This is a genomic window from Erythrobacter sp. 3-20A1M, from assembly GCF_018636735.1.
Taxonomy (GTDB): domain Bacteria; phylum Pseudomonadota; class Alphaproteobacteria; order Sphingomonadales; family Sphingomonadaceae; genus Alteriqipengyuania.
Genome location: NZ_CP045200.1, coordinates 1,870,467 through 1,895,507 on the forward strand (window position 1 = coordinate 1,870,467; position 25,041 = coordinate 1,895,507).

Genomic DNA, 25,041 nt, shown 5'->3' on the forward strand with positions numbered 1-25,041 from the left:
GCTTCGCCATGGTAATACTCGGCCTCGACCCATCGCTCAGCTGCACCGGTTGGGGCGTTATCCGCGCCGAGGGCAGCCGCATCGCGCATATCGCCAACGGCCAGATACCGACGCCGGCGAAAGCTCCGATGGCGCAGCGCCTCGCGGCGCTGCAAGCGGCGCTCGGCGCCGTGATCGCCGAGTACCGACCTGACCGTGCGGCGGCGGAGGAGGTGTTCGTCAACAAGAACCCGCAATCGACGCTGAAGCTGGCACAAGCGCGCGGCGCGGTGCTGGCCACATGCGGCACAGCGGGCTTGGAGGTCCGCGAACACGCCGCACGCCTCGTGAAGAAGGCGGTCGTCGGCACCGGCGGCGCCGACAAAACACAGGTGCAGGCGATGCTGAAGGTCCTGCTGCCCGGGGTGAAGGTAGCCGGCGCCGACGCCGCCGACGCGCTCGCCGTCGCCATCGCGGATGCGCACCTGGCCCCCCGCTAGGCCCGCCGTTCAGCCCATCGCGGTATCAGCGATCACCCAGATGCCGACCGCCAGGAACAGCAGTGCGGCGATCGCGCGCACCCATTTGAGCGAGACGCGTTCCACGATGGAGTGACCCAGCAGCACCGCGGGCACGTTCGCCAGCATCATGCCCAGCGTCGTGCCGATCGTGACCAGTGTCACGCTGGCAAATTGCGCCCCCAGCGCGATGGTGGCGACCTGCGTCTTGTCGCCGATCTCGACCAGGAAGAACGCGACCAGCGTGGTCAGGAACGCGCCGTGGCGCGACGGCCTTGGTGCCTCGTCCTCGTCCAGCTTGTCGGGAACGAGCGTCCACGCCGCCATGGCGACGAAGCTGGCGCCCACGGCATAGCGGAACCACGCCCCTTCCAGCAGGCTCGCGATCGAATGGCCGAGGAAGGCGGCAATCGCGTGGTTGGCGAGCGTTGCGAACAGGATGCCGAGGATGATCGGCACGGGCTTGCGAAAACGGGTGGCGAGCACGATCGCCAGCAGCATCGTCTTGTCGCCGATCTCGGCGAGCGCGACCACCGCGGCGGATGTGAGGATGGGTTCCATGAACAGATCTCCGGGCCGGGCGAAACGAGACAGCAACGACATCGCACCTCCCGCCCGGCCGGGCGAAAGCGCGATGTCATTGGTCTCGCCCGGGACGGTCCGACCGTCCCCGCCGCGCCATGACCTCTCGGCCAAGTATGTTGACGCGGGCGCACCGCCCGATGATCGGGTGGCGGGCTACTCCCCAGATGACGGGGCGGCGCTAGCAGGCCAGGCTGCGTGGCGCAATGCGCCGCGCACCTGTCCTACGTCCCGCCGAGACGCTAGGGCGGGTTCATGACCGCGCAACACCAATCCGCTAACCCGTCGGCCGATGCACCGCCAACCGGCGGTTTTTTCGCCCCCAGGACACTGTTCCATGTGTTCCATCCTGTAGGACTTCCCGCATGATCACCCTTTACGGCATTCCCAACTGCGACACCGTGCGCAAGGCGCGCAAATGGCTCGACGCGAAGGGGCTCGCCTACAACTTCCACGATTTTCGCAAGGACGGCGCGGACCGGTACAAGATCCATGCCTGGGTCGACGAGAAGGGGCTGGGCACCGTGCTCAACACCCGCGGGACGACCTATCGCCAGCTCAGCCCCGCGCAGAAGGCGGAGATCGACGGCGGCGGCGCGGCGGCGGTGATGGCCGCCAATCCGGCGATGATAAAGCGCCCTGTGGTCGAGCATTCTGGCGGTCTGCTGGTCGGCTTCTCCGAGAATCGGTGGGAGGCGGCGCTGTGCTGAAATGGCTGGCGGCGCTAGGCCTGCTCGCCACAGCGCACGTCGCGCAGGCTCAAGCGCAGGACCGGGCACCGATCGTCATCGCCCATCGCGGCGCCAGCGGGGAGCGGCCCGAGCACACGCTCGCATCCTACGAACGGGCGATCGATCAGGGCGCGGACTATATCGAGCCCGACCTCGTGCCGACCAAGGACGGTGTGCTGGTCGCGCGGCACGAGAACGAGATTTCGGGCACCACCGACATTGCCGATCATCCCGAATTCGCGGATCGCCGCCGCGCGAAGACGGTCGATGGCGAGCTGGTCAATGGCTGGTTCGTGGAGGATTTCACGCTGGCCGAGCTGCAGACGCTCCACGCGCGCGAGCGCCTGCCCGGTCTGCGCCCCGCCAATGCGCGGTTCGACGGGCTCTACCCCATTCCCACATTCGCCCAGATCGTGAAGCTGGTCCGCGCGAAGGAAGCGGAAACGGGGCGCAAGATCGGCCTCTATCCCGAACTCAAGCACCCGCAATTCCTGTTGCAGGATGCGGGTATCGACACAGTCGACCTGCTGCTGCTGGCCCTGAAGAAGGAGGGGATCGAACCCGCCGACCCGATCTTCATCCAGTGCTTCGAGGTCGAACCGCTCAGGCGACTGGCGCAGCGCAGCGATTACCGGCTGGTCCAGCTCGCCTCGGCCGACGGCGGGCCGGCGGACATGCCGGGTACGACCTATGCCGAGATGCTGACCCCGGCGGGCCTTGCCGACATCGCGAAATATGCGGATGGCATAGGTGCGGAAATCCGGGTGCTGCTCACAGACGACGGCAGCCCGACGCCCGTCGTCGCCGCTGCGCACGCGGCCGGGCTGAAGGTTCATGCCTGGACACTGCGGCCCGAGAACGCCTTCCTCCCGCCCGCGCTTCAACAGCCGGGGGGTGAAGCCGCGCCGGGCAATATGGCAGCGCTGCAAAAGCTGCTCATCGCGGCCGGCGTCGATGGCATCTTCACTGACGTACCGGGTCAGGCGATCGCGGCGCGGGCCGCGAAGTAGCGTTTCAGGCGCGGCGCGCGGCGAGGATGTAGTTGACCGAGCTGTCGTCCGACAGGTGCAGCCCCTTGTCCGGACGCCAGGCGATGCCGCGGGTCTCGGTCACTTCCAGCCCCGCTGCGGTCAGCAGATCGGTCAGTTCCTCGGGCGTGACGAAGTCGTCCCAATGGTGGGTGCCGCGCGGGATCATGCCCGTCAGCTCCGCCCCCTCGACCAGCAGCAGCTTCGATTGCGGGGTGCGGTTCGGGGTGGAAAGGATCAGCAGCCCGTCGTCCGCCAGCGCCAGCCGCAGCGCCGCGATCAGCGCAGGCTTGGACGCGACGTGCTCGATCACTTCCATGCAGGTGACGAGGTCGAATGTGCCGAGCTCGAGTTCGCCCAGTTCGCCCGCATGGTACGCGATGTCGAACCCGGCTTTCGCCGCGTGGTCGCGCGCCACCGCGATGTTCTCCGCCGCCGCGTCGACGCCCGTCACCTCCGCGCCTAGCCGTGCCAGCGGCTCGGCGAGGAGGCCGGCACCGCAGCCCACATCGAGCGCGCGCTTGCCCGCCAGCGGGTGGAACCCGGCGACGTCCTTCGCCCAGTGCCGGTCGATCGCGGCGCGCACGAATTCCAGCCGCACCGGGTTGAGCCGGTGGAGCATGGCGGAGCTACCGCGCGGGTCCCACCAGTCCGCCGCCAGCCGACCGAAATGTTCAGCCTCGCTGGCGCGGATGGTTGCGCCGTCCGAAGATTTGCTATTCGCAGCAGATGTTGCATCGCCCATGCGCGCTTCGTAACAGCGCGGGCGCGCTCGCACCAGCGGAGAGGATGACGGAGGGACCGTGGCCCGCATCGTGATGAAATTCGGCGGCACCTCCATGGCGGGGACGGAGCGCATTCGCCGCGTGGCGCAGATCGTGCGCCGCCAGGCCGCGCCCCGGCCCGATGGTACGCGCGACGAGGTGGCGGTGGTCGTTTCCGCGATGGCGGGGGAGACCGATCGCCTCGTCAATTTCGCGCGGGAGGCCCACGCGCTGTACGACCCGGCGGAATACGACGTCGTCGTCGCCAGCGGAGAGCAGGTGACCGCCGGCCTCCTCGCCCTCACGCTCCAGTCCCTGGGGCTGGAGGCGCGCAGCTGGCTCGGCTGGCAGCTCCCCGTCCGCACCATCGAATCCCATGCCAAGGCGCGGGTCGAGGCGATCGACAATGCCGCCCTGCTCGACAGCATGGGCCGCGGCTCCATCGCCGTCATCCCCGGGTTTCAGGGCCTGTCGGGCGAGGGCCGCGTCACCACCATGGGCCGCGGGGGATCGGACACCAGCGCGGTCGCGATCGCGGCGGCGGTGGGCGCGGACCGGTGCGACATCTACACCGACGTCGACGGCGTCTACACCACCGATCCGCGCATCGTCGCCCGCGCGCGCAAGCTGAAGGCGGTGACGTACGAGGAGATGCTGGAGCTTGCCAGCGTCGGCGCCAAGGTGCTGCAGACCCGCTCCGTCGGCCTCGCGATGAAGGAGGGGGTGCGCGTCCAGGTCCTCTCCAGCTTCGTGGGGGAAGACGCGGTCCCGGCCGACGACCTGCCCGGCACGATGATCGTGTCGGAAGCCGAAATGGAAGAACTCATCGAAGGAGGCGAAATGGAACGCCAGCTGGTCACCGGTATCGCGCACGACAAGAACGAGGCGAAGATCATCCTCACCCGCGTGCCGGACAAGCCGGGCGCGGTGGCCGAGATCTTCGAGCCGCTGGCGGGCGCGGGCATCAATGTCGACATGATCATCCAGAACGTGGGCCGCGACAAGGGGGAGACGGACGTCACCTTCACCGTGCCGCAGACCGATCTGCCGCGTGCGCAGGCGCTGCTGGAAGACCGGCGGCCCACCATCGGCTTCAACCGCATCATCACCGACAGCCACATCGCGAAGATCAGCGTGGTGGGCGTGGGGATGAAAAGCCACGCGGGCGTCGCCAGCACCATGTTCCGCGCCCTGTCCGAACGCGGCATCAACATCCAGGCGATCTCCACCAGCGAGATCAAGGTCAGCGTGATGATCGACGAGGACGAGACCGAGCTGGCCGTGCGCGTGCTCCACACCGCATACGGGCTGGACGCCGGGGCCGACGAGGCGGCGTAGGCCGACCCTGCAAGAAATTCGCCGTCAGGGTGACGAAGGTGACAGCGCGTCACTTTCGCCGCCGACGCATATCTGCCTGACATAGCGCGACAATTCGCCGCACGCCCCCCCCCGGACGGACAGGTGGGCGGCGCGCGAACGCGCGCCTGTGCGAGGGCGCGTGCCTGCTAAAGCGCCGATCGCTCCATGCGCGCGGGAAGGGGGTGAGCCTGTCACCCCCTGCTGGTAGCGCGGGGTGGGCGAGTAGGAAAATCAGTCGAGCGGCTGCTGCTGGCCTACCATCTGGTAGAACGCGCCGATGGCTTCGCCGATACGCTCGGCCTCGGCCTTGAGCGTCGGGTTGTCGTTCACGAAGGAATGCTCGGTAATCGAGCGATCCCACATATCGGACAGGAGAGAGGCGCGATCGAGCGCCTCGTGGGCGGAGAAGGGATCGACAGGCATCGGCATCCTTTCGCGTTCAGGTGTCTAGCGGCGAGTTTTATGTCGCGTACACCGCGATCGGTTTGGACTCTATCGAAGCCGCCGCATCATTTAACAAGATCTGCAACTGTTTCAGCTGCGTCGAAGTTGCCCTTAGTACAATAACGTGGTCCCTGCATCGCGCCAGACACAGCATTGGCAAAAGGAATTGGATTATCGAGCTTCTTTGCCGGTCCTTTAAATACGACCTTGTATTTCCCTTCGTCTCCATACGGTTCGAAGCGTTCGATCTCGGCGATGTGAGTCACTGCGGCAACTGGGCTGACCTGATAGGCGGCGATCCATTTTAGGTTCGGCAAATGCTTGGCGGCGATGCGGATCGCCCACCACGCATTGCTGCTTATAAAGGCAGATTGGAAGCCTTCCGGCTTGGCTGGAACAACGATCACGTCCGGGATGGTCGGCGCTACCTCGACCTTCTCAATAATTTCGTTGTGAGAGGGCACCATCGTCTTGCCCATTTCAAAAATGTGGACGCCCATCACAGGCATCAGCCGCAAAATCTCATTTAGGAATGCTCGTGTGTCGGCTTTTTCGCTTTCGCTGAGCATAGGTTCGGTATGAGTGAGTCCATTTTCGAGTTTGCTCCGGTCGGCTTCCTTCGCCTGCTTCATCAATGACCATTCGAGCCACAGGATGTGAGCGCGGTTAAGGCCATGGTTCGCGGAAAGGAAGAACATCGCGCGCTCCCAGAATTCCTTCTGGGCATCATGCTGGTCCAGTCGATTCCTAATGTCCTCTGCCTGTCCGATATAAACCACAGGATATTCGTTGCCCAGTTCATCCTCTTCGCGCCCGAGCAGAATATAAACACCGGGTGCCCCGAGTTCGGCCCGCTTACGCACATTCGGCCAGTCTTCGCGGGGGACGTAATACGCTCGTCCCGTCCAGTTCATGCGGTCAATAATCCGGGTGCCTTCCGGGTCACCGGATGGAATGAAAACGCGTAAGGTGAATGGTTCACTCATAGCCAATTACAGCAGCTTGCCCTGCTTGGTTGTGTCCTCCCGCTTCGCCTTGCGGGCGAGGCTGGTGTCGACCCACGGGATGTCGGGCCGCTTGTTCTGGAACAGTTCGGCCAGCGTGATAATCTGGAGGCGGGCGTGCTTGCGCCCGGTATACTCGTTTTCCCACATGCCGACCGCAGCGGCGTCGCGCTCCATTGCGCGGGTGGGCAGTCGGGCGGTCAGGAAGACGCCGATCTTGGCGTTCTCGCGCTCCATCACCTGCGCCAGCCGACCAATATCCTTGGGTCCGACGCCGCCGCCCTTGACCTCCACGATCGCCTTTTCGGTCTTCTTGCCGTCCGGCTTGAACCAGACGATGCCATCGATGCCGGTATCGGCACCCTTGCGTCCGCCCTTCCATGGATCGGCTTCGACCACCGACAGGGCCCACAGCTCGAACTGGTGCTTGTCGCGCCGGGCGAGGTCCTCGGCAGCCTTGAGCGATTGCGGGCGACCCTTCACCTCGAATTCCAGGCCGGGGAAGGCTTCGGTCATCCGCTTCTCGATCAGGCCGATGGCGAGATGGGTGACGTCGATCCCGATCCACTGTCGCCGCAGTTTCTGCGCCGCATGGACCGCCGTGCCGCAGCCGCAGAACGGGTCGAGCACGACGTCGCCTTCGTTGGAGGAGGCGGCGATTATGCGTTCGAGCAGGGCGAGGGGCTTTTGCGTCGGGTAGCCGAGGCGTTCTTGGGCTTGGGAGTTGATCGGTCGGATATCCGACCAAACTGTGCCCATAACCCCGCCCTCCATCTCATTTAAATAGCGCTTAAGCTGCGGCCGCTTTGAATGGTCTAGGCTTCCGTCGCTTCGCGTTGGGTAGTGTATGCGACCCTCATGATGTAGCTTTTGCATAGTGTCCCGCTGATAGCGCCAACCTTTGGGGGGAAACGGGAAGCCATGCCAATCATACATCATTTTTGGACGCGGATTGGGGCTAGTCATATTATCAAGACGGTAAAGTCCACGACCGTCGCCATCGTCGTATCGGTACTTGTTCGAGACATAATCATTTGAATGCGCGTCGCGAGGCGTATTCCACACGAAATTCTTCGACTTTGTGTAAAAAAGTATGACGTCAGACACTTTGCTCCACGTCTTGCTGTCGCTGTGTGTTGTGGTGCGCTTCCAGACGATCTCGTTCCGATAATTTGTCGCCCCAAACACTCCATCCAGCAGCAGCTTGAGGTAGTGGCTCGCTGTCGGGTCGCAGTGCAGATACAGCGAACCGGTCGGCTTCAGCACTCGGTGCAACTCGATCAGCCGCACCGCCATCATGGCGAGATAGGCCATCATGTCGTTGTCGCCGAGGAACTCGCGCATCGCGCGCAGCAGCGTGTAGGCGTCGGTATTCCCGCTGCGCATCACCTCGTCGAAGGCGCTCTCCGCGCTCTCGTTCCAGTGCCAGGTATCCTCGAACGCCTCGATCTGGCTTTCGGACTGGCCGCCCTCCGGCCCCTTGAACAGGATATTGTAATTGGCGTTCGAATTGAACGGCGGGTCGAGATAGACGAGGTCGACGCTCTCATCCGCGATGTGCTCGCGCAGCACATGCAGATTGTCGCCGAAATAAAGCGCGTTGGTCACGATGGCCCCCCTTCGCCGCGTGTTCTGGCGTCCCATTTCCGCTTTTGCAATCGAGGCTGGCGATAAACGCCGCCGACAAGTGCGAGCCATACCCCGCTATTGCGAGTGATTATCATTGACACCGTGCCCGCTCCCTCCCTAGGCGGCGGGGCATGTCTCCGCGGCGAATCCGGTTCTGGTTTGTGCTCCACAAATGGAGCGGGCTCGTGCCCACCGCCTTCCTGCTGCTGCTGTGCCTGACCGGGCTGCCGCTGATCTTCCATGACGAGATCGATGCCGCCTTCGGCACCGATTACGACGCGACGCTGGCCGGGCCGCCATCCGCCGACATGGCGGCGAATGCGGGCGGTGTGGGCCTGCCGCTCGATACGATCATGGACCGCGCGCTGGCGAGCCATCCGGGGCAGGTGCCGCTGTTCATGGCCTTCAGCCAGGACAGCCCGCTCACCACAGTGACGCTCGGCCCCCGCCCCGATGCGGGCGCGGGCGAGATGACGCTGCTCAGTTACGACCGCGTCACCGGCCGCGCGCTGGGCGCGATCGATGGGGACGGGGTGATGGACGTGATCCTGGGCCTGCACACCGACCTGCTGCTGGGCCAGTGGGGGATGTGGTTCCTGGGCGCGATGGGCGTGCTGTTCGTGGTCAGCCTGATCTCGGGCGCGGTGCTCTACGCGCCGTTCATGCGGCGGCTGCGCTTCGGGGCCCTGCGCGGGAGCGGCCCGGGCGGGCGCAGTGCGAAGCGGCAGCTCGACCGGCACAACCTCGTCGGCATCGCGACGCTCGGCTGGGCGCTGGCGATCGGGGTGACGGGCGCGATCAACGCCTTCGCCGACCCGCTGACCGACAGCTGGCGCGATGGCGAGGTCGCGGCGATGACCGCCGCCTATGCGGACGAGGCACCGCTTGCCCCCGCCGAATACGGCTCGCTCGACACCGCCATGGCGAGCGCGCGAGCCGCGCTGCCGGGCCGATCCCCGCAGTTCATCGGTTTTCCCGGCGGCGGCTGGTCGAGCGGGCATCACTACGCGATCTTCTTCCAGGGCGACCGCCCGCTGACGCGCAGCCTGCTGACGCCCGCGCTGGTCGATGCGCGCACCGGGCGGCTGACCGACGCGCGCACCATGCCCGCCCTCAACCAGGCGCTGATGCTGTCGAAACCGCTGCATTTCGGCGATTACGGCGGGCTGCCGCTGAAGCTGGTGTGGGCGGCGCTCACGCTCGCGCTGATCTGGGTGCTGTGGAGCGGCCTTGCCCTGTGGCTGCGCCCCCGGCGCGGCGGGCGCGAGCATCGCATCCGCACCTGGCGCGCGCTGACGAGTGCGCCCGCATGAGCCGCGCGCGCCGCGCCCCGCAATCGCTCGCCCGCGTGTTTGCCTGGCCGCTGGCGCTGTTCGCCGCCAGCCTCGCCGGGCTTGTGCTCGGCCTGACCGGCGACGGGTGGGAGGACGTGCTTGCCGTCGCCCTGCTCGCCGCCGCCCCCTTCGCCATCGCCGCCGCCTGGCTGCGGCGCGACCGACCCAGCCATTCCCTACGAACCGAAAGAGACCGATGAAACTGCACCGTTACGCCCTGCCGCTGCCGATCCTCGCCGCCGCGCTCGCCATGCCCGCCCAGGCGCAGGAGGCGCAGGAGCCGGGCCTGACCCCGAACGAGATCGTCGTCATCGCGCAGCGCATCAACGCGACCGAGGTGAGGGCGAGCGGCGATCTGGGCGTGCTGGGGGACAAGGATTCGCTCGACGTGCCGTTCGTCGTGCGCACCTTCGACGAAAGCCTGATCCTGAACCAGCAGCCGCTGACGCTGGGCGAGGTGCTGGAGAACGATCCGTCGGTGCGCACCACCTACGCCTTCGGCAATGCGGCGGAGCAGTTCGTGATCCGCGGCTTCCCGCTCTACGGCGACGATGTGGGTATGAACGGCCTGTACGGCATCACCCCGCGCCAGCTGGTCGCGCCGGAGCTCTATTCGGGCGTGCAGGTGCTGAACGGGGCGAACGCCTTCCTCAACGGAGCGGCGCCGGGCGGCACCGGGATCGGCGGCAATGTGACGCTGCAATTGAAGCGCGCGGGCGAGCGCCCGATCACGCGCCTGACCGCCAGCTATCTCTCGGGCGCGCATTTCGGCGGCAGCGCGGATGTCGCTCGCCGCTTCGGCGCGGACGGGCAATTCGGCGTGCGGATCAACGGCGCCTATCGCAGCGGCGACGTGGCGGTGGACGACGAGTTTCGCCGCACCATCGTGGGCGGCGCGTCGTTCGACTGGAGCACCAACAATCTGCGCGTGACGCTCGACGGCGCGTACCAGCGCTACGAGGTCAACCGGCTGCGCCCGCAGGTGGTGATCGGCAACGGCGCCATTCCGGAGGTGCCGGAGGCCGATCTCAATTACGGCCCGGCCTTCGCCAGCACCGAGCTGCGCGACATCTTCGGCCTGGCGCGGATCGAGTACGACGTGGCGGACAACGCCATGCTCTACGTCACCGGCGGCGCGCTGGATGGCAACGAGCAGGGGACCTATGCCGGTATCACGGTGACCGACGCCGCGACCGGCGCGGCCACGATCAGCCCCTCCATCATTCCCGCGCGCATCAACAACGAGGCGGTCGAAGCGGGCCTGCGCGTCCGCCTGGGCGAGACGATCACGCACGAGTTCAATTTCGGCGGCAATATGAACTGGCAGCAATTCCGCACCGCCTACGATTTCCGCAGCGGCTACGCGACCAATCTCTACGCGCCGGTCGATGCGCCGATTTCCGGCACCAGCACGTTCTTCAGCGGCGATCTGGACGATCCCAACCCCAGCGCGCGCTCGATCCAGTTGAGCGCCTTCGCCTCCGACACGATCGGGCTGTGGGACGACCGCATCCTGCTGACCGGCGGGCTGCGGCTGCAGGAGATCACGCAGAAGAGCTACAATGTCGCGAACGGCGACCTGACCAGCCGGTTGAGCAGTGACGCGGTGACCCCCGTCATCGGCCTTGTGGTGAAGCCGACCGAGCGCATCTCGCTGTTCGCCAACCGGATCGAGGGGCTGCAGCCCGGCACGCGCGCGCCGGTTAGCGGGATCGATCCCGACAATACCGGGGCGGGGCAATTGCCGGTGACCAATGGCGGCCAGGCGCTCGCGCCCGCGCGCTCGGTCCAGTACGAGGTCGGCGGGAAGATCGGGTTCGACCGCCTGCAGGCGAGCCTCGCGCTGTACCAGATCGAGCAGCCCAGCTTCTACCTCGCGGCCGATCCGGACGTGGCGGGAAGCCTGCGCTTCGGCAGCTATGGCGAACAGCGTAATCGCGGGATCGAGCTGTTCGTGACCGCGCAGCCGGTCGATGGCCTGCGCCTGATCGCGGGCGGATCGGTGGTCGATGCGAAGCTGCGGCGCACGCCGGGCGGCGCGAACGAAGGCAACGACGCGCTGGGCGTGCCGGACTATACCCTCAACGCCAATGTCGAATGGGACCTGCCCTTCGTGCCCGGCTTCACGCTGACCGGCCGGGTGATCCACACCGGGGAGCAGGCGGCGAACGTCACCAACACCAGCTATCTGGACGACTGGACCACGCTCGATCTGGGCGCGCGATACGTGCTGGCGACGGGCGGCGTCCCGCTCACCCTGCGCTTCGGCGTCGACAACGTGACCAATGAGCGGTTCTGGAGCTCGTCCTACAGCGCCTTCGCATCGGGCGACACCGCGCGCCTTCTGCAAGGGCGGCCGCGCACCTACCGAGGATCGGTCACAGTCGATTTCTGATCGACGGCTCGCCGGTAGGCGCTAGCCATAGCGCTCGAACCGGCGGGTGAAGGCACCGCGCCGGTAATCCTTGCGATAGGCCTTCCAGTCGCGCTTCATCCGGTCGACCGCTTCTTCCGCGAAGCAGGCGACGTCGTGGATGAACAGGTGGTGCGGTGCCATGTCCTCCAGGATCGCGGGTTCGATGTCGTAATCGATCGCGCCCGCATCGTCGCTGCGCGCGTGGGCGAGCGCGAGGGCGCGGCCGCAGGCATGGGCGTAGTCGCGCCAGCCGTCGTAATCGAGATCGCTCTGGTCGATATCGTCGCGGAACGGCGCGCGTTCGCGGGTCATGTAGCTCTCGCCATCGATCTCCACCGCGCCGTAGAACACGTCGCCATTGGGGATGTGGATCCGCTGCCCCTCGGCCACGCGGCGAGCCCGCGCACCGGTATCTAGATCGCCGTGCGGGGCGAGCCCGTCGAGCGCGGACAGGCGCGACAGCTTGAATTCCACGATGATGTCGTCGGTGCCGTCCTTCTCCGGCCCCTCGATCATGATGTGAAACCGCGTCAGGCCGAGCGAGGCGCACCCTTTCCCGTAGACATGCGCGACGTCCTTCACCCGTAATTCGCCGAAGCGGCCACCGGGCTCGATGCCGTTGCGCTCCGCCAGCTCGTCGAGATAGCCCTGGAATTCGTCGCGCCGGCTGGTGACGGGCTCGCGCGAACTGCTCGGTGAGAAGCCCTTGCGGGTCTCGTTCTGGTGATCGTCGGCGAGCCAGTCCGCCCGGTTTTCCATCGCGTCGTCGAACAGGTCGCAGATTATGGGCGGCGCATTGTCCATTCGGAACACATCGTCGTTGGGGTCGGCCCCGTCGGCGAAGTGCTTCATCCCGGCGATATAGCCCTTGGCGAAGCATTTCGCGACGCGGCGGCGCTGCTTGCGCTTCAGCCCGCCGGCGCATTTGGCGGCGAGGATGAAGCCTGCGGCCCCCCGCTTCAGATCCCAGCTATAAGGGCCGTAGGCGACCTCGTCGAAATCGTTGACCGAGAATATCGGAACGTTGTCGGCATTGGGCATGACGCCGAAATTGCCTGGGTGCACATCGCCCAGCAGCAGCACCTTGGGCCGCGCCGCATCCATGCCCGCCATGTCGCGGTAGAAGCCGAGCGCGGTGCCGCGGAAATATTTGTAGAGGTCGCCCGCCAGTTCCTCGAACTTCTCCTGCGTCCCCTGTGCGCGCGCGTCGATCCGGGTGGCGTGATCTTCCAGAATGCAGGCGCGCACATGCTCGCGCCGGGCCTGGCCGTGGAGGAAGGTGGGCAATGGGATCGCCGCGCCGCTGGCGAAGCGATCCGCCAGCTGGGCATAGGCGTCGTGGCGCGATCCGGGCTTGCCGGGGCTGAGCGCGTGATCGTCGCCACCCGCGGTGTCTTCGGCGTCGCCGTTGCCGTTTTGCTTGCCAGCCATGAGAACAGATACGCGCTTCGCCGCGACCCCGTTCCCCGTCGAGGGTGGGGCGTCAGCCCAGATCGTCCGCGCTGAAGGGGTACGGGCGCGGCTCGTGCTGGACGGAAATCCAGCGCGTGGTGGTGAAGGCGTCGATCGCCCAGCGCCCGTTGAAACGCCCGATGCCCGAATTCTTGACCCCGCCGAACGGGGCGAAGGCGCTGTCGTTGACCGTCTGGTCGTTGATGTGAGTCATCCCCGCCTCGACCCGCTTCGCAAAGGCCAAGGCGCGACCTTCGTCGGCACTGAAGACCGCGCTCGACAGGCCGTAACCGGTGGCATTGGCGAGTTCGAGCGCGTGCTCTTCGTCCCGCGCTCGCTGGATCGGGGCGACGGGGCCGAAGATTTCCTCGGTGACGAGGCAGCTGTCCTCCGGCACGTCGGTAAAGACGTGCGGCGGCAGGACGAGCCCGTCGGCATCGCTGCCCAGCGCGAGCTTAGCGCCCTCTTCCTTCGCCTTGGCAAGCAGGTTGGTGACCTTGTCGAACTGGTCGCGATTGACGATCGGGCCGATGAAGCAGGCCGGGTCCTCGCGCTTGCCCACCGGCAGTTGCCGCACCCGCTCCACGAACCCTTCCACGAACCGGTCGTAGATCGCATCTTCCACCACTATCCGGTTGGCGATCATGCAGATCTGGCCCTGGTGCATGAACTTGCCCCACACGCTCGCCTCTATCGCGCGGTTGAGATCGGCATCGTCCAGCACGACGATCGGCGAATTGCCGCCCAGCTCCAGCTCCACCGGCTTGATCCGCTTGGAATCGAGCGCCGCCTTGCCCACGCCGCGCCCGACCGGGGTGGAGCCGGTGAAGGAGACGACCGCGGGGATCGGATGGCTTACCAACGCTTCGCCAACGGTGGAACCGCCGCCGGGCAGGACGCTGACGAGGCCGTCGGGCAGGCCCGCTTCCTGGCAGATCGCGGCGAAGATCGTGCCGCCGGTGACGATCGAGTCACTCGCGGGCTTCACGACCACACCGTTGCCCACGGCGAGCGCGGGGAACAGCGTGCGCGCGGTCAGCTGCAGTGGAAAATTCCAGGGCGAAATCAGCGCAACCACGCCCGCCGGCTGGCGGTAGGCGCGCGATTCCTTGCCCGGAATGTCCTCGGGCAGGATCGAGCCTTCGACCATGTAGGGCAGGGCCGCCGCGCTCTTGGCCACCGCGGTCGCCAGTTGCAGCTCCAGCGCGGCCTTCAGCCGGGTGCCGCCGACCTCGCGCACGATCCACTGGGCGACTTCGTCCTTGCGCGCCTCCAGAATGCCGGCGATCTTCTGCATCGCCTCGGCCCGCGCGGCGGGCGGAGTGGCACCCCATTCGGCCTGCGCCTCGGCGGCGGCGCGGCAGGCGGCGTCGACCTGCGCCTCGCTCGCGCCCTTCACGGTGAAGATGGTGCTTTCGTCCCACGGGCACAGATTGGTCATTTCGTCGCCTTCGCCAGCGGTCCATTCACCGGCGAGGAACAGGCGGTCGAGCGTTTCGTAGGGCTGGGTCATGCCGTTCGAACGGGGCGCACCGCGGCGGGTTCCGCTTGCCGGGTGCAGCCCTGCGTAATAGGGCGCGACCCCATGAGCACCTATCCCAAGACAGACGCGCTGATGGCGCGCGGCGTGGAATTTCTCGGCAGCGAGCATGCGATCCTGTGCGGCGCGATGAGCTGGGTTTCGGAGCGCAATCTCGTCTCCGCCATCTCCAACGCAGGCGGCTTCGGCGTGATCGCCTGCGGCGCGATGACACCCGACCTGCTCGATACGGAAATCGCGGAGACGAAGGCGCGGACGGACAAGCCGTTCGGCGTGAACCTCATCACCATGCATCCCGACCTGTTCGACCTGATCGCGGTGTGCGAGCGGCATGGCGTGACCCACGTCGTGCTGGCGGGCGGCATTCCGCCCAAGGGCAGCGTGGAAGCGATCAAGGGCGGCGAGAACCCGGCCAAGGTGATCTGCTTCGCGCCGACGCTGGCGCTGGCGAAGAAGCTGCTGCGGTCCGGGGCCGACGCGCTGGTGATCGAGGGGATGGAGGCGGGCGGCCATATCGGCCCGGTTTCCACCAGCGTGCTGGCGCAGGAGATGCTGCCCGAGCTTGCCGAAGAGCACCTGATCTTCGTCGCCGGAGGCATCGGTCGCGGCTCGGCGATCGCCGGCTATCTCGAAATGGGCGCATGCGGCGTGCAGCTGGGCACCCGCTTCGCCTGCGCCACAGAGAGCATCGCCCATCCCGATTTCAAGAAGGCGTTCTTCCGCGCCAATGCCCGCGACGCCATCGCCAGCGTGCAGGTCGACGGGCGTCTGCCGGTGATCCCGGTCCGCGCGCTCAAGAACAAGGGGACCGAGGCGTTCACCAGCACCCAGCGCGAAATCGCCGGGCGGCTCGACCGCGAAGAGATCGCGATGGCCGAGGCGCAATTGCAGGTCGAGCATTACTGGGCCGGGGCGCTGCGCCGTGCGGTGATCGACGGCGATGTCGAGAACGGATCGCTGATGGCAGGGCAGAGCGTCGGCATGGTCAAGGGGGAGGAGCCGGTCGCCGACATCGTCGCCACGCTGATGCGCGAAAGCGAGGACGCGCTCACCCGGCGCTGATGGCGATGGCGGGCCCGCTGATCCTGACGCTCGACTGCGCCGACCGGCCGGGCCTGACCGCCGAGGTCGCGGGCTTCCTGTTCGAACGCGGCGGCAATATCCTGGAGGCGCAGCAGTTCAACGACCGCGCCGCCGACCGTTTCTTCATGCGGGTCGAGTTCGACCCCGGCGAGCGAAACGCGGAAGCGATGCGCGCCGCATTCACCACGCTGGCCGAGCGGATCGGCGCGCGCTGGCGGCTGGTCGGGCGCGACCGCCCGCGCCGGGTGCTGCTGATGGTCAGCAAGTTCGATCATTGCCTGGCGGATCTCATCTATCGTTGGCGCATCGGCGAGCTGGCGATGGAGCCGGTCGCGATCGTCTCCAACCACCCGGCAAGCGCGCTCGACCACGCCAATATCGGCGACATCCCGTTCCATCACCTGCCCGTGACCGCCGACACGAAAGCGCAGCAGGAGGGGCGGGTGCGCGCCCTGGTGGAGGAGACGGGGGCCGAGCTGGTGGTGCTGGCGCGTTACATGCAGATCCTCTCGGACGAACAGGCGGCGCATCTCGCGGGGCGCTGCATCAACATCCACCACTCCTTCCTGCCCGGGTTCAAGGGCGCGAAGCCTTACCATCAGGCGCACGCGCGGGGGGTGAAGATGATCGGCGCGACCGCGCATTACGTCACCGCCGATCTCGACGAGGGGCCGATCATCCACCAGGACGTGGAGCCGATCGATCATGCCGACACGCCCGACGAACTGGTCCGCAAGGGCCGCGACATAGAGCGGCGCGTACTGGCCGAGGCGGTGCGGCTGCATCTGGAGGAGCGGGTGCTGCTGAACGGCAGCCGCACGGTCGTCTTTCGCGGCTGACGCCTTGCGCCGTTCGCACCTGTCCCTATGCTCTGGCGCGGACGAGGCGAAGGAGAGACGAGCATGTGCGACCAGACCGATCTTGCCCGGCTGAAGGGCCTCGATCGCCGCCGTTTCGGCGCCGGTTCCATGGCTCTGGGCGGCACTGCGGCGCTGGCCGCCTGCACCGGGATGAACGACCGATCGGGTGGTGACGGCGAAAGCACCGCTGCAGGCGGTTCGGACGGACTCACCCGTTCCAACGTCACCATCGACACGCCCCACGGGAAGGCCGACGCCTTCTTCGTCCATCCCGCGTCGGGCAACCATCCGGCGGTGCTGCTGTGGCCCGATATCGCGGGGCTGCGCGAGGCGTTCTACCGCATGAGCGCGCGGCTGGCGGGCGAGGGTTACGCGGTGCTCGCGGTCAATCCCTATTACCGCGACGTATCGGGCGAACAGTTCGCCGATTTCTCCGCCTTTGCCGGCGACAACGGGTTCGAGAAGGTCGGGCCATGGCGCGAGAAGCTGACCGCCGACAATATAATGCGCGATGCAAGTGCGTACATCGCGTGGCTCGATCGGCAGGATGCGGTCGATACCGGCCGTGGCGCGGGGACGCAGGGCTATTGCATGGGCGGGCCGTTCACCGTGTGGAGCGCCGCTGCCGTGCCCGAGCGGATCCGCGCCGCCGCCAGCTTCCACGGCGGCGGACTGGTGCGCGACGGTGCGAAAAGCCCGCACAACATGTTGGGCCGCACGCAGGCGAGCTATCTCTTCGCCGTTGCGCAGAACGACGATGCAAAGGATCCGGAGGCAAAGACCACGCTGCGAGAGGCGGCGGCCGCCGCGAACGTGCCGGCCGAGATCGAGGTTTACCCCGCCGACCACGGCTGGACCGTGATCGACAGCCCAAGCTACGATAAATCGGCGGCGGAGAAGGCGTGGTCGCGCCTGATGGCCCTCTACGGTGGGACCATTGCCAGCGATTGATGCGGGAAGCGCCGCCGCTCAGGCGAGCCGCTGGATCGGCGAGGCCGCCTCGCTACCGTCGCAGTGAGCGATCGCGACGCGGTTCCGCCCCTCTTTCTTCGCGCGGTACAGCGCACGGTCGGCAGCACTGACCAGCGCCTCGACCGATCCGCGCGCGTCGCAATAGGCGATCCCGACCGAGACCGTGATGTACTGGGCCGACGGGCTAGCCGGATGGGCGATCGCGGCGTTCTCAACCGCCGCGCGTAGCCGCGCACCGATCAGATCCAGCGAATGCGGGGGCGTGTCGGGTATGACGACCGCGAATTCCTCCCCGCCATAGCGGGCGACCAGGTCGTTGTGGCGCGAAACCCGCTCGAGCGCGGCTGCGACATGCTTCAGCGCGACGTCGCCCGCCTGATGGCCCAGCGTGTCGTTGAACGCCTTGAAATGATCGATGTCGATCATGGCCAGAGCGACCGTCTCGCCCGCGGGAGTCTCCGCCATGACGGAAGCCAGAACGGTGTCGAACACACGCCGATTGGACAGGCCCGTCAGGAAGTCGAGAGCGGAAAGTCGCTCCAGCAGTGCGTTCTGCGATGCCAGCGCGTGCAGCCGCCGTTCGTCGCGCTGGCGGGACAGGAAGCGCAGCCGCTGGCCGCGATCGAGCACCACATTTCCGAAAAGCCCGACCCCCACCATGGTAAGCGACAGCCCGGTGACCAACAGGAACAGCTTCGGCGTGGTGAATGGGGCCAGCGCCAGGGCGATGCTCTGCGTCAGCACGATTGACGCGGCTAGCGCGGTCGCCCAGCGCGGGGGCAGGCCCAGGATCAGGAGCGCGAATACGATCGTGAGGTTGTTGGCGGTCATGTAGACCGGGGCGAGGGGGCTGGCTGAAGCGGTCACCAGCATGCAGGCAAGCGTGCCGTAGGCGATCGAGACGGCGCAGTAGGTCGACTGCACGATCGCCAGCGAACGCCGGTGCCGGTTCACGAGGATGCATGCGGCGATACCGAGCGGCAGGGCGATCCCCAACCGCACGATAAGCGAGAGCCAGGACACGTCGGGAATGACAATCAGGTCGATCGGCACCAGGCCGCACATGACCAGCGTCGCCATGATCATCTTCGGCAATGCCGTACTGCCCTGGATGCGTGCGCGAAAACCGGCGTAGTCGCTCACCAGGGCACGCGGGATCGACACGGTGCGCCACAGCCTGTCCACGATTTGCAACACCCGACCCATCAGATCATTTTTTCTTCCGCCGCGGCGCACATCACGCGCGTCGCGTGCGCCTAGACGGGTCGGCTTAACATCTCCCTACATCCGGCTGGCGTTTTTGCGTGTCGCGCGGCCCGGTTTTCCTTGCCCGCCCGCCCCCCGGCGCTACGATGCGACGGAGAGAAGGGACGGTTTCCAATGGAATATATTCTGATCGCGCTGGTCGCGCTGCTGGTCATCTTCCTGCTGATGGCGGTGCGCGTCGTGAAACAGGGCTACGTCTATACGATCGAGCGTTTCGGCAAGTTCACCAAGGCGGCCGAACCGGGCCTGCACATCATCACCCCGTTCATCGACCGCATCGGTCACAAGATCAACGTGATGGAGCAGGTGCTCGACATTCCGGGGCAGGAGATCATCACGAAGGACAACGCCATGGTGGGCGTGGACGCGGTGGTGTTCTTCCAGGTGCTGGAAGCGGCCAAGGCGGCCTACGAGGTCTCAGGCCTCAACAACGCGATCATGGCGCTCACCACCACCAATCTGCGCACCGTGATGGGCAGCATGGACCTGGACGAAACCCTGTCGAAGCGCGACGAGATCAATGCGCGGCTGCTGTCCGTGGTCGATCACGCCACCTCCCCTTGGGGGGTCAAGATCACCCGGGTCGAGATCAAGGACATCCGCCCGCCGATCGACATATCGGAGGCGATGGCGCGGCAGATGAAGGCGGAGCGGCTGAAGCGTGCCGAAATCCTGGAGGCCGAAGGCGACCGGGCGTCCAACATCCTGCGCGCAGAGGGCGACAAGCAGTCCGCCATCCTGAAGGCGGAGGGCAAGCGCGAGGCCGCGTTCCGCGATGCCGAAGCGCGCGAACGCGCCGCCGAGGCGGAAGCCAGGGCGACGCAAGTCGTGTCCGATGCGATCGCTTCGGGCGGGAACGGCGCGATCAACTACTTCGTGGCGCAGGAATACACCAAGGCGATCGGCAAGTTCGCCGACAGCCCCAATGCCAAGACGATCCTGTTCCCGGTGGAGGCGACGCAGCTGATCGGATCGCTGGGCGGCATCGGGGAACTGGTGAAGGGGATCACCGGCGATAGCGACGTCACGACGCGCGCCGATGCGGGAACGCCCCTGCCGCGCGGGCGCGAACGGGCGAGCGTGCCGCGCACCGGCGACCGGGGCTAGGAAAGGCAAGCGGCCATGCTCGACGGGGTCGAACCCTATATCGTCTGGATCGTGATCGGGCTGGTACTCGCCACGCTGGAGCTGGTGGTGCCCGGCGTCTATCTGATCTGGCTTGCCGTCGCGGCGCTGATCACCGGCGGGCTTGCCTTCATCTACGATGTCGGCCTCGCGTTACAGGTGGTGGAGTTCGTCGCGCTGGCGCTGATCTCCGTCTATTCGGCGCGCCGCATCCTGTCGGACAGCCCGATCGTCAGTTCGGACCCGCTGCTCAACAAGCCAACCGGGCGCATGGTGGGGCAGACCGCGGTCGTCACCCAGGCGATCGAAGGCGGCAGCGGCCGGGTGCGTTACGCCGACGGCGAATGGATGGCGCGCGGCGTCGACATGGAGCCGGGCGAGCGCGTGCGGATCACCGGAACGGAAGGCTCCGTGCTGCTGGTGGAGCCGGTGAACCTCATCACCCAGGGGGACGCGCCGCAGGTCTAGCGGCGCGGTCGCACCCGCTCAGTTCGTGCCGGGCGCGATCCCCGTCCGGTCGGCGAAACGACCGTGCTTGCGATAGCGGACCATCATCCGGTCGAGGAAAAGCGACAGCGGCTTGGGCTCCACCCCCAGCTTCGCCAGGCCGGGATGCTGGCCGCTGGCGACATTGCCCGCCTTCAGCAGCTTCCATTGATCCGGCCCCATCGGCGAGCCGGGCAGGGCGGAGAAGAAGCTGCCGACCGCATCGGGCATCGGCGCGAACAGCCGCTTGCGGCGCTGCGCCTCCGCGATGCGGCGGTTGAGCTGCATCATCGTGACCTTCTCCGGTCCGGCGAGCTCGTAGATCTTGCCGCCATGCGTTCCCGGATCGACCAGCGCCGCCGTGATCCCTTCCGCGACATCGTCCACATGGACCAGTTGCATCGGCGCTTCGGGCGCGAACACCGGCAGGGCGGGCATCATCTGGATCAGATCGGCGAACATCTTCACGATCCCGCCATCCTCGCCGAACACGACCGAAGGGCGCATGATGGTCGCCTCGGGAAACGCCGCGCGCACCTTTTCCTCGCCCAGCCCCTTGGCATAGGCATATTCGCTCTCGGCCTCGATGTCGGCGCCGATCGCGCTGACCTCGACGAACGCCCGCGCGCCCGCTTCCTTCGCGGCGCGGGCCATCATGCCGGCCGCATCGCCCATTAGCTTTTCCAGATTGCCCTCGAAGCTGCCGACCAGGTTCACCACGCCATAGGCCCCGTCTACGCAGGCGCGCACGTTGCGTTCGTCCAGCACGTTGCAGCGCACGAACTGCAGCTGGCCGAGATTGGCGAGCGGCTTCAGCGACCAGGCTTCTTCGGGATGCCGGCTAGCCACGCGCAGCCGTGCGCCGCGCTCCAGCAATTGCTGGGCGAGGTGGATGCCGATGAAGCCCGAACCGCCGAAGACGGTGACGAGCTGGCCGTAAAGGGGATCGCGTGTGGGCATGGGCCGGTCCTGCGTGCTGCGGTGAGTGCCTGCGCGCCATGCCGCATGGCGTCGAACCTCGCAAGCACCTGCGGCAACCGTGTCGAAGGACGTTGACAGCCCCCGGTCACCTTCGCTAGTGGCCCGCGCCTACCCGCGATCGGCGTTGGAAGACCGGATCGCGATTTCGTGCCCAGATGGCGGAATTGGTAGACGCACCGTCTTCAGGTGGCGGCGCTCGCAAGGGCGTGGAGGTTCGAGTCCTCTTCTGGGCACCATTTGTTCTCATCAGAACGTTCCAAAACATTGCAGAAATGGCGGATTTCTGCCATTCTTGACCTCTAGCGCAGAAAGCGAGGTCTTGTTTTGTTCCGCTTTGTTCCAACGTCCGTGGGGGCCTCGGCTGGGGGCTCCAGCTCAAAAGGCCCCAACTTGCACAAAAGTGAGGCCCCCAAATGAGCCTCAATGTGCAGGAAATCAAAGGCTTCCGGGCTGCGAACAAGTCGTACAAGAAATACGACTCGCGGGGGTTGCTGCTGCTTGTGAAGCCGAACGGCTCCAAGCTCTGGTATTTCAAGTACCGCTTCGGCGGGAAGGAAAAGAAGCTGCCAATCGGCGCGTTCCCAGAGGTAAGCTTGTCGCAAGCGCGACAGCTTCGCGACCGAGCAAGGCTCAAGGTTTCCGATGGCATCGATCCGATGCTGGAGCGGAAGCGCAAGAAGGCCAGGATCAAGCTGGGCGCAGAGAACACTTTCGAGGTCATCGCCAATAAGTACATCGATGAGAAGATGGTGCCCGAAGGCCGAGCGGAGGCCACGCTGCGCAAGGCGCGCTGGTTCCTTGACCTGCTCAAGCCCGCAATCGGCAATATGCCAATCAACGACGTCGATCCGCAGTTGATGCTGGCGGCGCTCAAGAAGCTCGAAGCCAAAGGCAATCTCGAAACTGCGAAGAAATGCCGGTCCTTCGCAAGCCGGGTGTTCCGGTATGGAGCCGCGCTTGGCCAGTGCCAAACCGATCCAACATCAATCCTTCAGGGGGCACTGGTCACGCCTAGAGCACGGCACTACGCGGCGATCCTCGAGCCCGAGAAATTGGGCGGGCTGCTCCGCGCTATCGATGATTTCGAATGCTACCCGGCGACGAAGTTCGCGCTGAAGATCGCACCGCATGTTTTTGTGCGACCCGGTGAGCTTCGCCACGGCGAGTGGAACGAGATCGATTGGGACAAGGCCACCTGGACAATTCCCGAAGGCAAGATGAAGGCGCGCCGGACCCATGTGGTGCCGCTGTCACGGCAAGTGTTGGAGCTGTTTCGGGAGCTGAAGCCGATTACCGGCGGCAAGGGCTACATCTTCCCAGCGTTGGCGAGCTTCACTGTTGCGTGGCATCGGTCAGGATCGATACGTGAAACAGCTCCGCCAAGGCCATTGACCCTTCCGGCCTCGCGGTCGTTGCGGGTAAACTGCACGCGGTCGCCGGTGCGGAGCTCCATCGGTTTCGGCTCAAACACTTCGGCTTTGCCTGCACCCCACTGCCGGGGATGCCAGTCCAGCGACCGTCCACCGCGCCCCTCTAGGGCGATGCGCCCGTCGACAGGATCGACAGCGGAAATTGCGAAGCTCTCGCCCCGACGCACGCCCTTCGCGGCAAAGTCGCGGCTGAACCTGACAATATCGCCGATGGCATAGCTTGCTGCCTCGCGCGCCTCCGCACGGGTCAAGCCCTTCGCCTCCAGAGCATCGAACCGCACCGCCTCCGCCGACAGCTCGCCGCGCTCGGCCAGCTTTTCGCGGATCATACCGGTGAGCCTGTCGCGGCCTTCGCGCGATGGCTCGATGACCAGCGTTTGCGCGCGCTCTGCTGGCGACAGGGCCAGATAGTGCCGGGCCATCGCCCCAAGGCGCCCGTCCGGCGTTGTCCCTTCGATCACCTTGCCGCCGCCACATTCCAGCGCGGCCAGGGCCTTGCCTGCGTGACCTTCGATCGAGGCCATGACGGCTTCTCGCGTGTCGGCATTGGTCTGGCGAACCACTGCGGCAAGCTTCGCGGTCGCCATGCCAGCCTGCTGCAACTGGGCGAAGGCCGCGCCAGCGCCAACCGATCCCAGCTGCTTCACATCGCCCACCAACACGAGCCGCGCACCGGCCTTGTCAGCACGGGTTAAGAGTTTCGCCATGTCGTGCGCCGAAAGCATTGAAGCCTCATCGACAAGCCAGACGGCATCCTTGCCTGGCGTCTTCGCCTCCGGTGCCAATAAGTGCCGCGCCACGGTATCGCCGCGCAGGCCGAGTGCCTCGCCCAGCACAGTCGCCGCCGATGCGGTTGGCGCAAGCGCGGTCACGGCAAGTCCGTTTCGCCGTGCCTCGCGCGCGTAGGTTGCAAGCACGGTGGTGGTTTTGGCGGTCCCGGCGTAGCCTTGGACGGCAGCGACGCGGTCGCGCGAGGTAAGCAATTCTGCGGTCGCCCGCTTCTGGTCTTCGGTCCATGCGTAACCTGATCGGGCTGACTGCCGCGCAGCGCGCTCGATGGTCCTTGCTGCTGCCAAAGGACTGGAAAGTGACTGCGCCATGCCTCGCCCGGCCTCTTCGAGGCGCAGCATGGTGCGCTCGGTCGCGATAGCCTGCGGCGTTGTGAACCCGGCGAATTCCGCACCGCGCCGGTCGAGGAATGTGTGCGCGACGAGCTCGCCGCGTTCCCCGGCTTCGGCAATCGCTGCGCTGATCGCACCGTGCCCGGCCTTGCCGAAAGCAAAGTCCCCGGCCTCACGCGCGAGCGTGCTGGCCGGGAATACCGCCTCTCGCTCTGACAGCTTGGCAGCGGCCCAAGCCACCGCCTGCCTAGCCAGCAATTCCGGGCTGGCGGTAGCTTCGCTGGCTTTAACTCGCTCTCTCGCTTCACCAATCAGCCTGTCGCAGGGTCAGTACGTTGGCCCACGCATACTGCACCGCTGTTGTTATCGCAGGGCCATGCAGCAGGAACTGCGGGGCGATGAATGCTCCGACCCCTGCTGCACCAAGAGTGATCGTCGAAAAGAAGCGAAAACGCTGCTGCCATTGCGCCATGCGCACACGCCACAAGGCATGGGCGCGGGTGACAAAATCGATGTTGGAGTTCATGGCTCAATCTCCAAGGCAAGCGAGCGCTGGCGCTCGAAAGCGGCGCGCGCTTCGGCTGCAATTGTCTCGTCGGATTTCTTCGTGCCCAGCGCGGCATGGCGGGCGTAAGCGTAGGCCGCACAGGCAGTGAACAGGGTCCGGTCGAGTACCCGTTCAGCCTCGGCCAGGCGCTCCGATATTGCCCCGATCTCGCGCGCCAGTTCGGCAAGATCAGTCTCTTTGTCGGTGCCGTGCAGGACCGAAAGGAAGCCCGCGTCGATCACCTTCAGGAGCATCGCATACTCCGACAATCCACGCCGGTCGGCGATGCCGGACAGCGACCGTGCCTGCGAAGGATTGAGGCGGATGGTGCGCTTTATGTGGCTCGCCATCACCACCTCCCGCGCGCGCTCGAAGCGCGCTCCAGAAATG

Annotated in this window: 24 protein-coding genes, 1 tRNA gene, 1 pseudogene and 1 riboswitch; of the genes and pseudogenes, 14 read left to right on the forward strand and 12 right to left on the reverse strand. The window is 66.2% G+C overall.

All coding sequences use genetic code 11. The features are described 5' to 3' along the window. Nucleotides 1-8: 8 nt before the first annotated feature. Nucleotides 9-479 (forward strand): crossover junction endodeoxyribonuclease RuvC, encoded by a 471-nt coding sequence (ruvC, locus tag F7D01_RS09195; protein WP_215227310.1) that lies wholly within the window; start codon nt 9-11, stop codon nt 477-479. Between the two features lie 9 nt (nt 480-488). Here ruvC and F7D01_RS09200 read toward each other — a convergent pair whose 3' ends face one another. Then, entirely contained in the window at nt 489-1,058 is a 570-nt protein-coding gene (locus tag F7D01_RS09200; protein ID WP_215227311.1) for a TMEM165/GDT1 family protein, read from the reverse strand. A 91-nt stretch (nt 1,059-1,149) separates the two neighbouring features. Further along, nucleotides 1,150-1,257, reverse strand: a riboswitch (yybP-ykoY riboswitch). 187 nt (nt 1,258-1,444) lie between these two features. Between F7D01_RS09200 and F7D01_RS09205 the strand changes: the two genes are divergently transcribed. Both F7D01_RS09205 and F7D01_RS09210 read left to right on the forward strand, forming a co-directional pair. Then, nucleotides 1,445-1,789: an ArsC family reductase gene (locus tag F7D01_RS09205; protein ID WP_215227312.1), complete on the forward strand. Its 345-nt coding sequence runs from the start codon at nt 1,445-1,447 to the stop codon at nt 1,787-1,789. Continuing rightward, complete coding sequence (locus F7D01_RS09210) at nt 1,783-2,820, forward strand: glycerophosphodiester phosphodiesterase (RefSeq protein ID WP_215227313.1); 1,038 nt, start codon at nt 1,783-1,785, stop codon at nt 2,818-2,820. The genes F7D01_RS09205 and F7D01_RS09210 overlap by 7 nt, the downstream gene beginning before the upstream one ends. 4 nt (nt 2,821-2,824) lie before the next feature. Here F7D01_RS09210 and ubiG read toward each other — a convergent pair whose 3' ends face one another. Further along, complete coding sequence (gene ubiG, locus F7D01_RS09215) at nt 2,825-3,583, reverse strand: bifunctional 2-polyprenyl-6-hydroxyphenol methylase/3-demethylubiquinol 3-O-methyltransferase UbiG (protein WP_215227314.1); 759 nt, start codon at nt 3,581-3,583, stop codon at nt 2,825-2,827. Nucleotides 3,584-3,656: 73 nt separating this feature from the next. On the opposite strand from ubiG, the gene F7D01_RS09220 reads away from it, so the two are divergent. Then, entirely contained in the window at nt 3,657-4,940 is a 1,284-nt protein-coding gene (locus tag F7D01_RS09220) for an aspartate kinase (RefSeq protein ID WP_215229743.1), read from the forward strand. 252 nt (nt 4,941-5,192) lie between these two features. Here the strand turns inward: F7D01_RS09220 and F7D01_RS09225 are convergent, their stop codons facing one another. From F7D01_RS09225 to F7D01_RS09235, 3 genes are all read right to left on the reverse strand, one after another. After that, nucleotides 5,193-5,384 carry a hypothetical protein gene (locus F7D01_RS09225; protein ID WP_215227315.1) on the reverse strand — a complete coding sequence of 64 codons (192 nt, stop codon included), beginning with the start codon at nt 5,382-5,384 and terminating at the stop codon, nt 5,193-5,195. Between the two features lie 86 nt (nt 5,385-5,470). Next, nucleotides 5,471-6,391 carry a GIY-YIG nuclease family protein gene (locus F7D01_RS09230; protein ID WP_215227316.1) on the reverse strand — a complete coding sequence of 307 codons (921 nt, stop codon included), beginning with the start codon at nt 6,389-6,391 and terminating at the stop codon, nt 5,471-5,473. A gap of 6 nt (nt 6,392-6,397) precedes the next feature. Continuing rightward, entirely contained in the window at nt 6,398-8,053 is a 1,656-nt protein-coding gene (locus F7D01_RS09235; RefSeq protein ID WP_215227317.1) for a DNA methyltransferase, read from the reverse strand. Nucleotides 8,054-8,169: 116 nt separating this feature from the next. Between F7D01_RS09235 and F7D01_RS09240 the strand changes: the two genes are divergently transcribed. The 3 genes from F7D01_RS09240 to F7D01_RS09250 are packed head-to-tail and all read left to right on the forward strand — an operon-like array spanning nt 8,170 to nt 11,767. Next, nucleotides 8,170-9,351 (forward strand): PepSY domain-containing protein, encoded by a 1,182-nt coding sequence (locus tag F7D01_RS09240; RefSeq protein ID WP_215227318.1) that lies wholly within the window; start codon nt 8,170-8,172, stop codon nt 9,349-9,351. Next, nucleotides 9,348-9,572 carry a hypothetical protein gene (locus F7D01_RS09245; protein ID WP_215227319.1) on the forward strand — a complete coding sequence of 75 codons (225 nt, stop codon included), beginning with the start codon at nt 9,348-9,350 and terminating at the stop codon, nt 9,570-9,572. The genes F7D01_RS09240 and F7D01_RS09245 overlap by 4 nt, the downstream gene beginning before the upstream one ends. After that, nucleotides 9,569-11,767, forward strand: a complete 2,199-nt coding sequence (locus F7D01_RS09250; protein ID WP_215227320.1) for a TonB-dependent siderophore receptor — start codon at nt 9,569-9,571, stop codon at nt 11,765-11,767. The genes F7D01_RS09245 and F7D01_RS09250 overlap by 4 nt, the downstream gene beginning before the upstream one ends. Before the next feature lie 21 nt (nt 11,768-11,788). On the opposite strand, the gene F7D01_RS09255 is transcribed toward F7D01_RS09250, so the two are convergent. Both F7D01_RS09255 and F7D01_RS09260 read right to left on the reverse strand, forming a co-directional pair. Further along, on the reverse strand, nt 11,789-13,219 hold the full coding sequence (locus F7D01_RS09255; RefSeq protein WP_215227321.1) for a DUF2252 domain-containing protein: 1,431 nt from the start codon (nt 13,217-13,219) through the stop codon (nt 11,789-11,791). Nucleotides 13,220-13,271: 52 nt separating this feature from the next. Next, nucleotides 13,272-14,753 carry an aldehyde dehydrogenase family protein gene (locus F7D01_RS09260; protein WP_215227322.1) on the reverse strand — a complete coding sequence of 494 codons (1,482 nt, stop codon included), beginning with the start codon at nt 14,751-14,753 and terminating at the stop codon, nt 13,272-13,274. A 72-nt stretch (nt 14,754-14,825) separates the two neighbouring features. Between F7D01_RS09260 and F7D01_RS09265 the strand changes: the two genes are divergently transcribed. From F7D01_RS09265 to F7D01_RS09275, 3 genes are all read left to right on the forward strand, one after another. Next, nucleotides 14,826-15,842 (forward strand): nitronate monooxygenase family protein, encoded by a 1,017-nt coding sequence (locus F7D01_RS09265; protein WP_215227323.1) that lies wholly within the window; start codon nt 14,826-14,828, stop codon nt 15,840-15,842. Nucleotides 15,843-15,847: 5 nt separating this feature from the next. Continuing rightward, complete coding sequence (purU, locus tag F7D01_RS09270) at nt 15,848-16,702, forward strand: formyltetrahydrofolate deformylase (protein WP_215229744.1); 855 nt, start codon at nt 15,848-15,850, stop codon at nt 16,700-16,702. Between the two features lie 63 nt (nt 16,703-16,765). Beyond that, the gene (locus F7D01_RS09275) at nt 16,766-17,674 is read left to right on the forward strand and encodes a dienelactone hydrolase family protein (protein WP_215227324.1); all 909 of its coding nucleotides are present in this window, start codon (nt 16,766-16,768) and stop codon (nt 17,672-17,674) included. 18 nt (nt 17,675-17,692) lie between these two features. Here F7D01_RS09275 and F7D01_RS09280 read toward each other — a convergent pair whose 3' ends face one another. After that, a complete protein-coding gene (locus F7D01_RS09280; protein ID WP_215227325.1) occupies nt 17,693-18,880 on the reverse strand; it encodes a GGDEF domain-containing protein in 1,188 nt (395 codons plus the stop codon). Between the two features lie 195 nt (nt 18,881-19,075). Between F7D01_RS09280 and F7D01_RS09285 the strand changes: the two genes are divergently transcribed. Both F7D01_RS09285 and F7D01_RS09290 read left to right on the forward strand, forming a co-directional pair. Further along, nucleotides 19,076-20,068 (forward strand): SPFH domain-containing protein, encoded by a 993-nt coding sequence (locus F7D01_RS09285; RefSeq protein WP_215227326.1) that lies wholly within the window; start codon nt 19,076-19,078, stop codon nt 20,066-20,068. Between the two features lie 15 nt (nt 20,069-20,083). Beyond that, nucleotides 20,084-20,554: an NfeD family protein gene (locus F7D01_RS09290; RefSeq protein ID WP_215227327.1), complete on the forward strand. Its 471-nt coding sequence runs from the start codon at nt 20,084-20,086 to the stop codon at nt 20,552-20,554. Between the two features lie 18 nt (nt 20,555-20,572). Here the strand turns inward: F7D01_RS09290 and F7D01_RS09295 are convergent, their stop codons facing one another. After that, entirely contained in the window at nt 20,573-21,532 is a 960-nt protein-coding gene (locus F7D01_RS09295; RefSeq protein ID WP_215227328.1) for a complex I NDUFA9 subunit family protein, read from the reverse strand. A 170-nt stretch (nt 21,533-21,702) separates the two neighbouring features. Here F7D01_RS09295 and F7D01_RS09300 point away from each other — a divergent pair. Together F7D01_RS09300 and F7D01_RS09305 are read left to right on the forward strand one after the other, a co-directional pair. After that, a tRNA-Leu gene (locus tag F7D01_RS09300) sits at nt 21,703-21,789 on the forward strand. A 177-nt stretch (nt 21,790-21,966) separates the two neighbouring features. After that, nucleotides 21,967-22,827 (forward strand): annotated as a pseudogene (locus tag F7D01_RS09305) (tyrosine-type recombinase/integrase); the annotation flags it as partial. 32 nt (nt 22,828-22,859) lie between these two features. Here the strand turns inward: F7D01_RS09305 and F7D01_RS09310 are convergent. The 3 genes from F7D01_RS09310 to F7D01_RS09320 all read right to left on the reverse strand — a co-directional run bounded on the left by F7D01_RS09310 (nt 22,860) and on the right by F7D01_RS09320 (nt 25,001). Then, nucleotides 22,860-24,344, reverse strand: a complete 1,485-nt coding sequence (locus F7D01_RS09310) for an ATP-dependent RecD-like DNA helicase (protein WP_251566677.1) — start codon at nt 24,342-24,344, stop codon at nt 22,860-22,862. 64 nt (nt 24,345-24,408) lie between these two features. Next, nucleotides 24,409-24,630 (reverse strand): hypothetical protein, encoded by a 222-nt coding sequence (locus F7D01_RS09315; RefSeq protein ID WP_215227329.1) that lies wholly within the window; start codon nt 24,628-24,630, stop codon nt 24,409-24,411. Beyond that, nucleotides 24,627-25,001: a hypothetical protein gene (locus F7D01_RS09320; RefSeq protein ID WP_215227330.1), complete on the reverse strand. Its 375-nt coding sequence runs from the start codon at nt 24,999-25,001 to the stop codon at nt 24,627-24,629. Before F7D01_RS09320 ends, F7D01_RS09315 begins: the two co-directional genes overlap by 4 nt. Between the last annotated feature and the right edge of the window lie 40 nt (nt 25,002-25,041).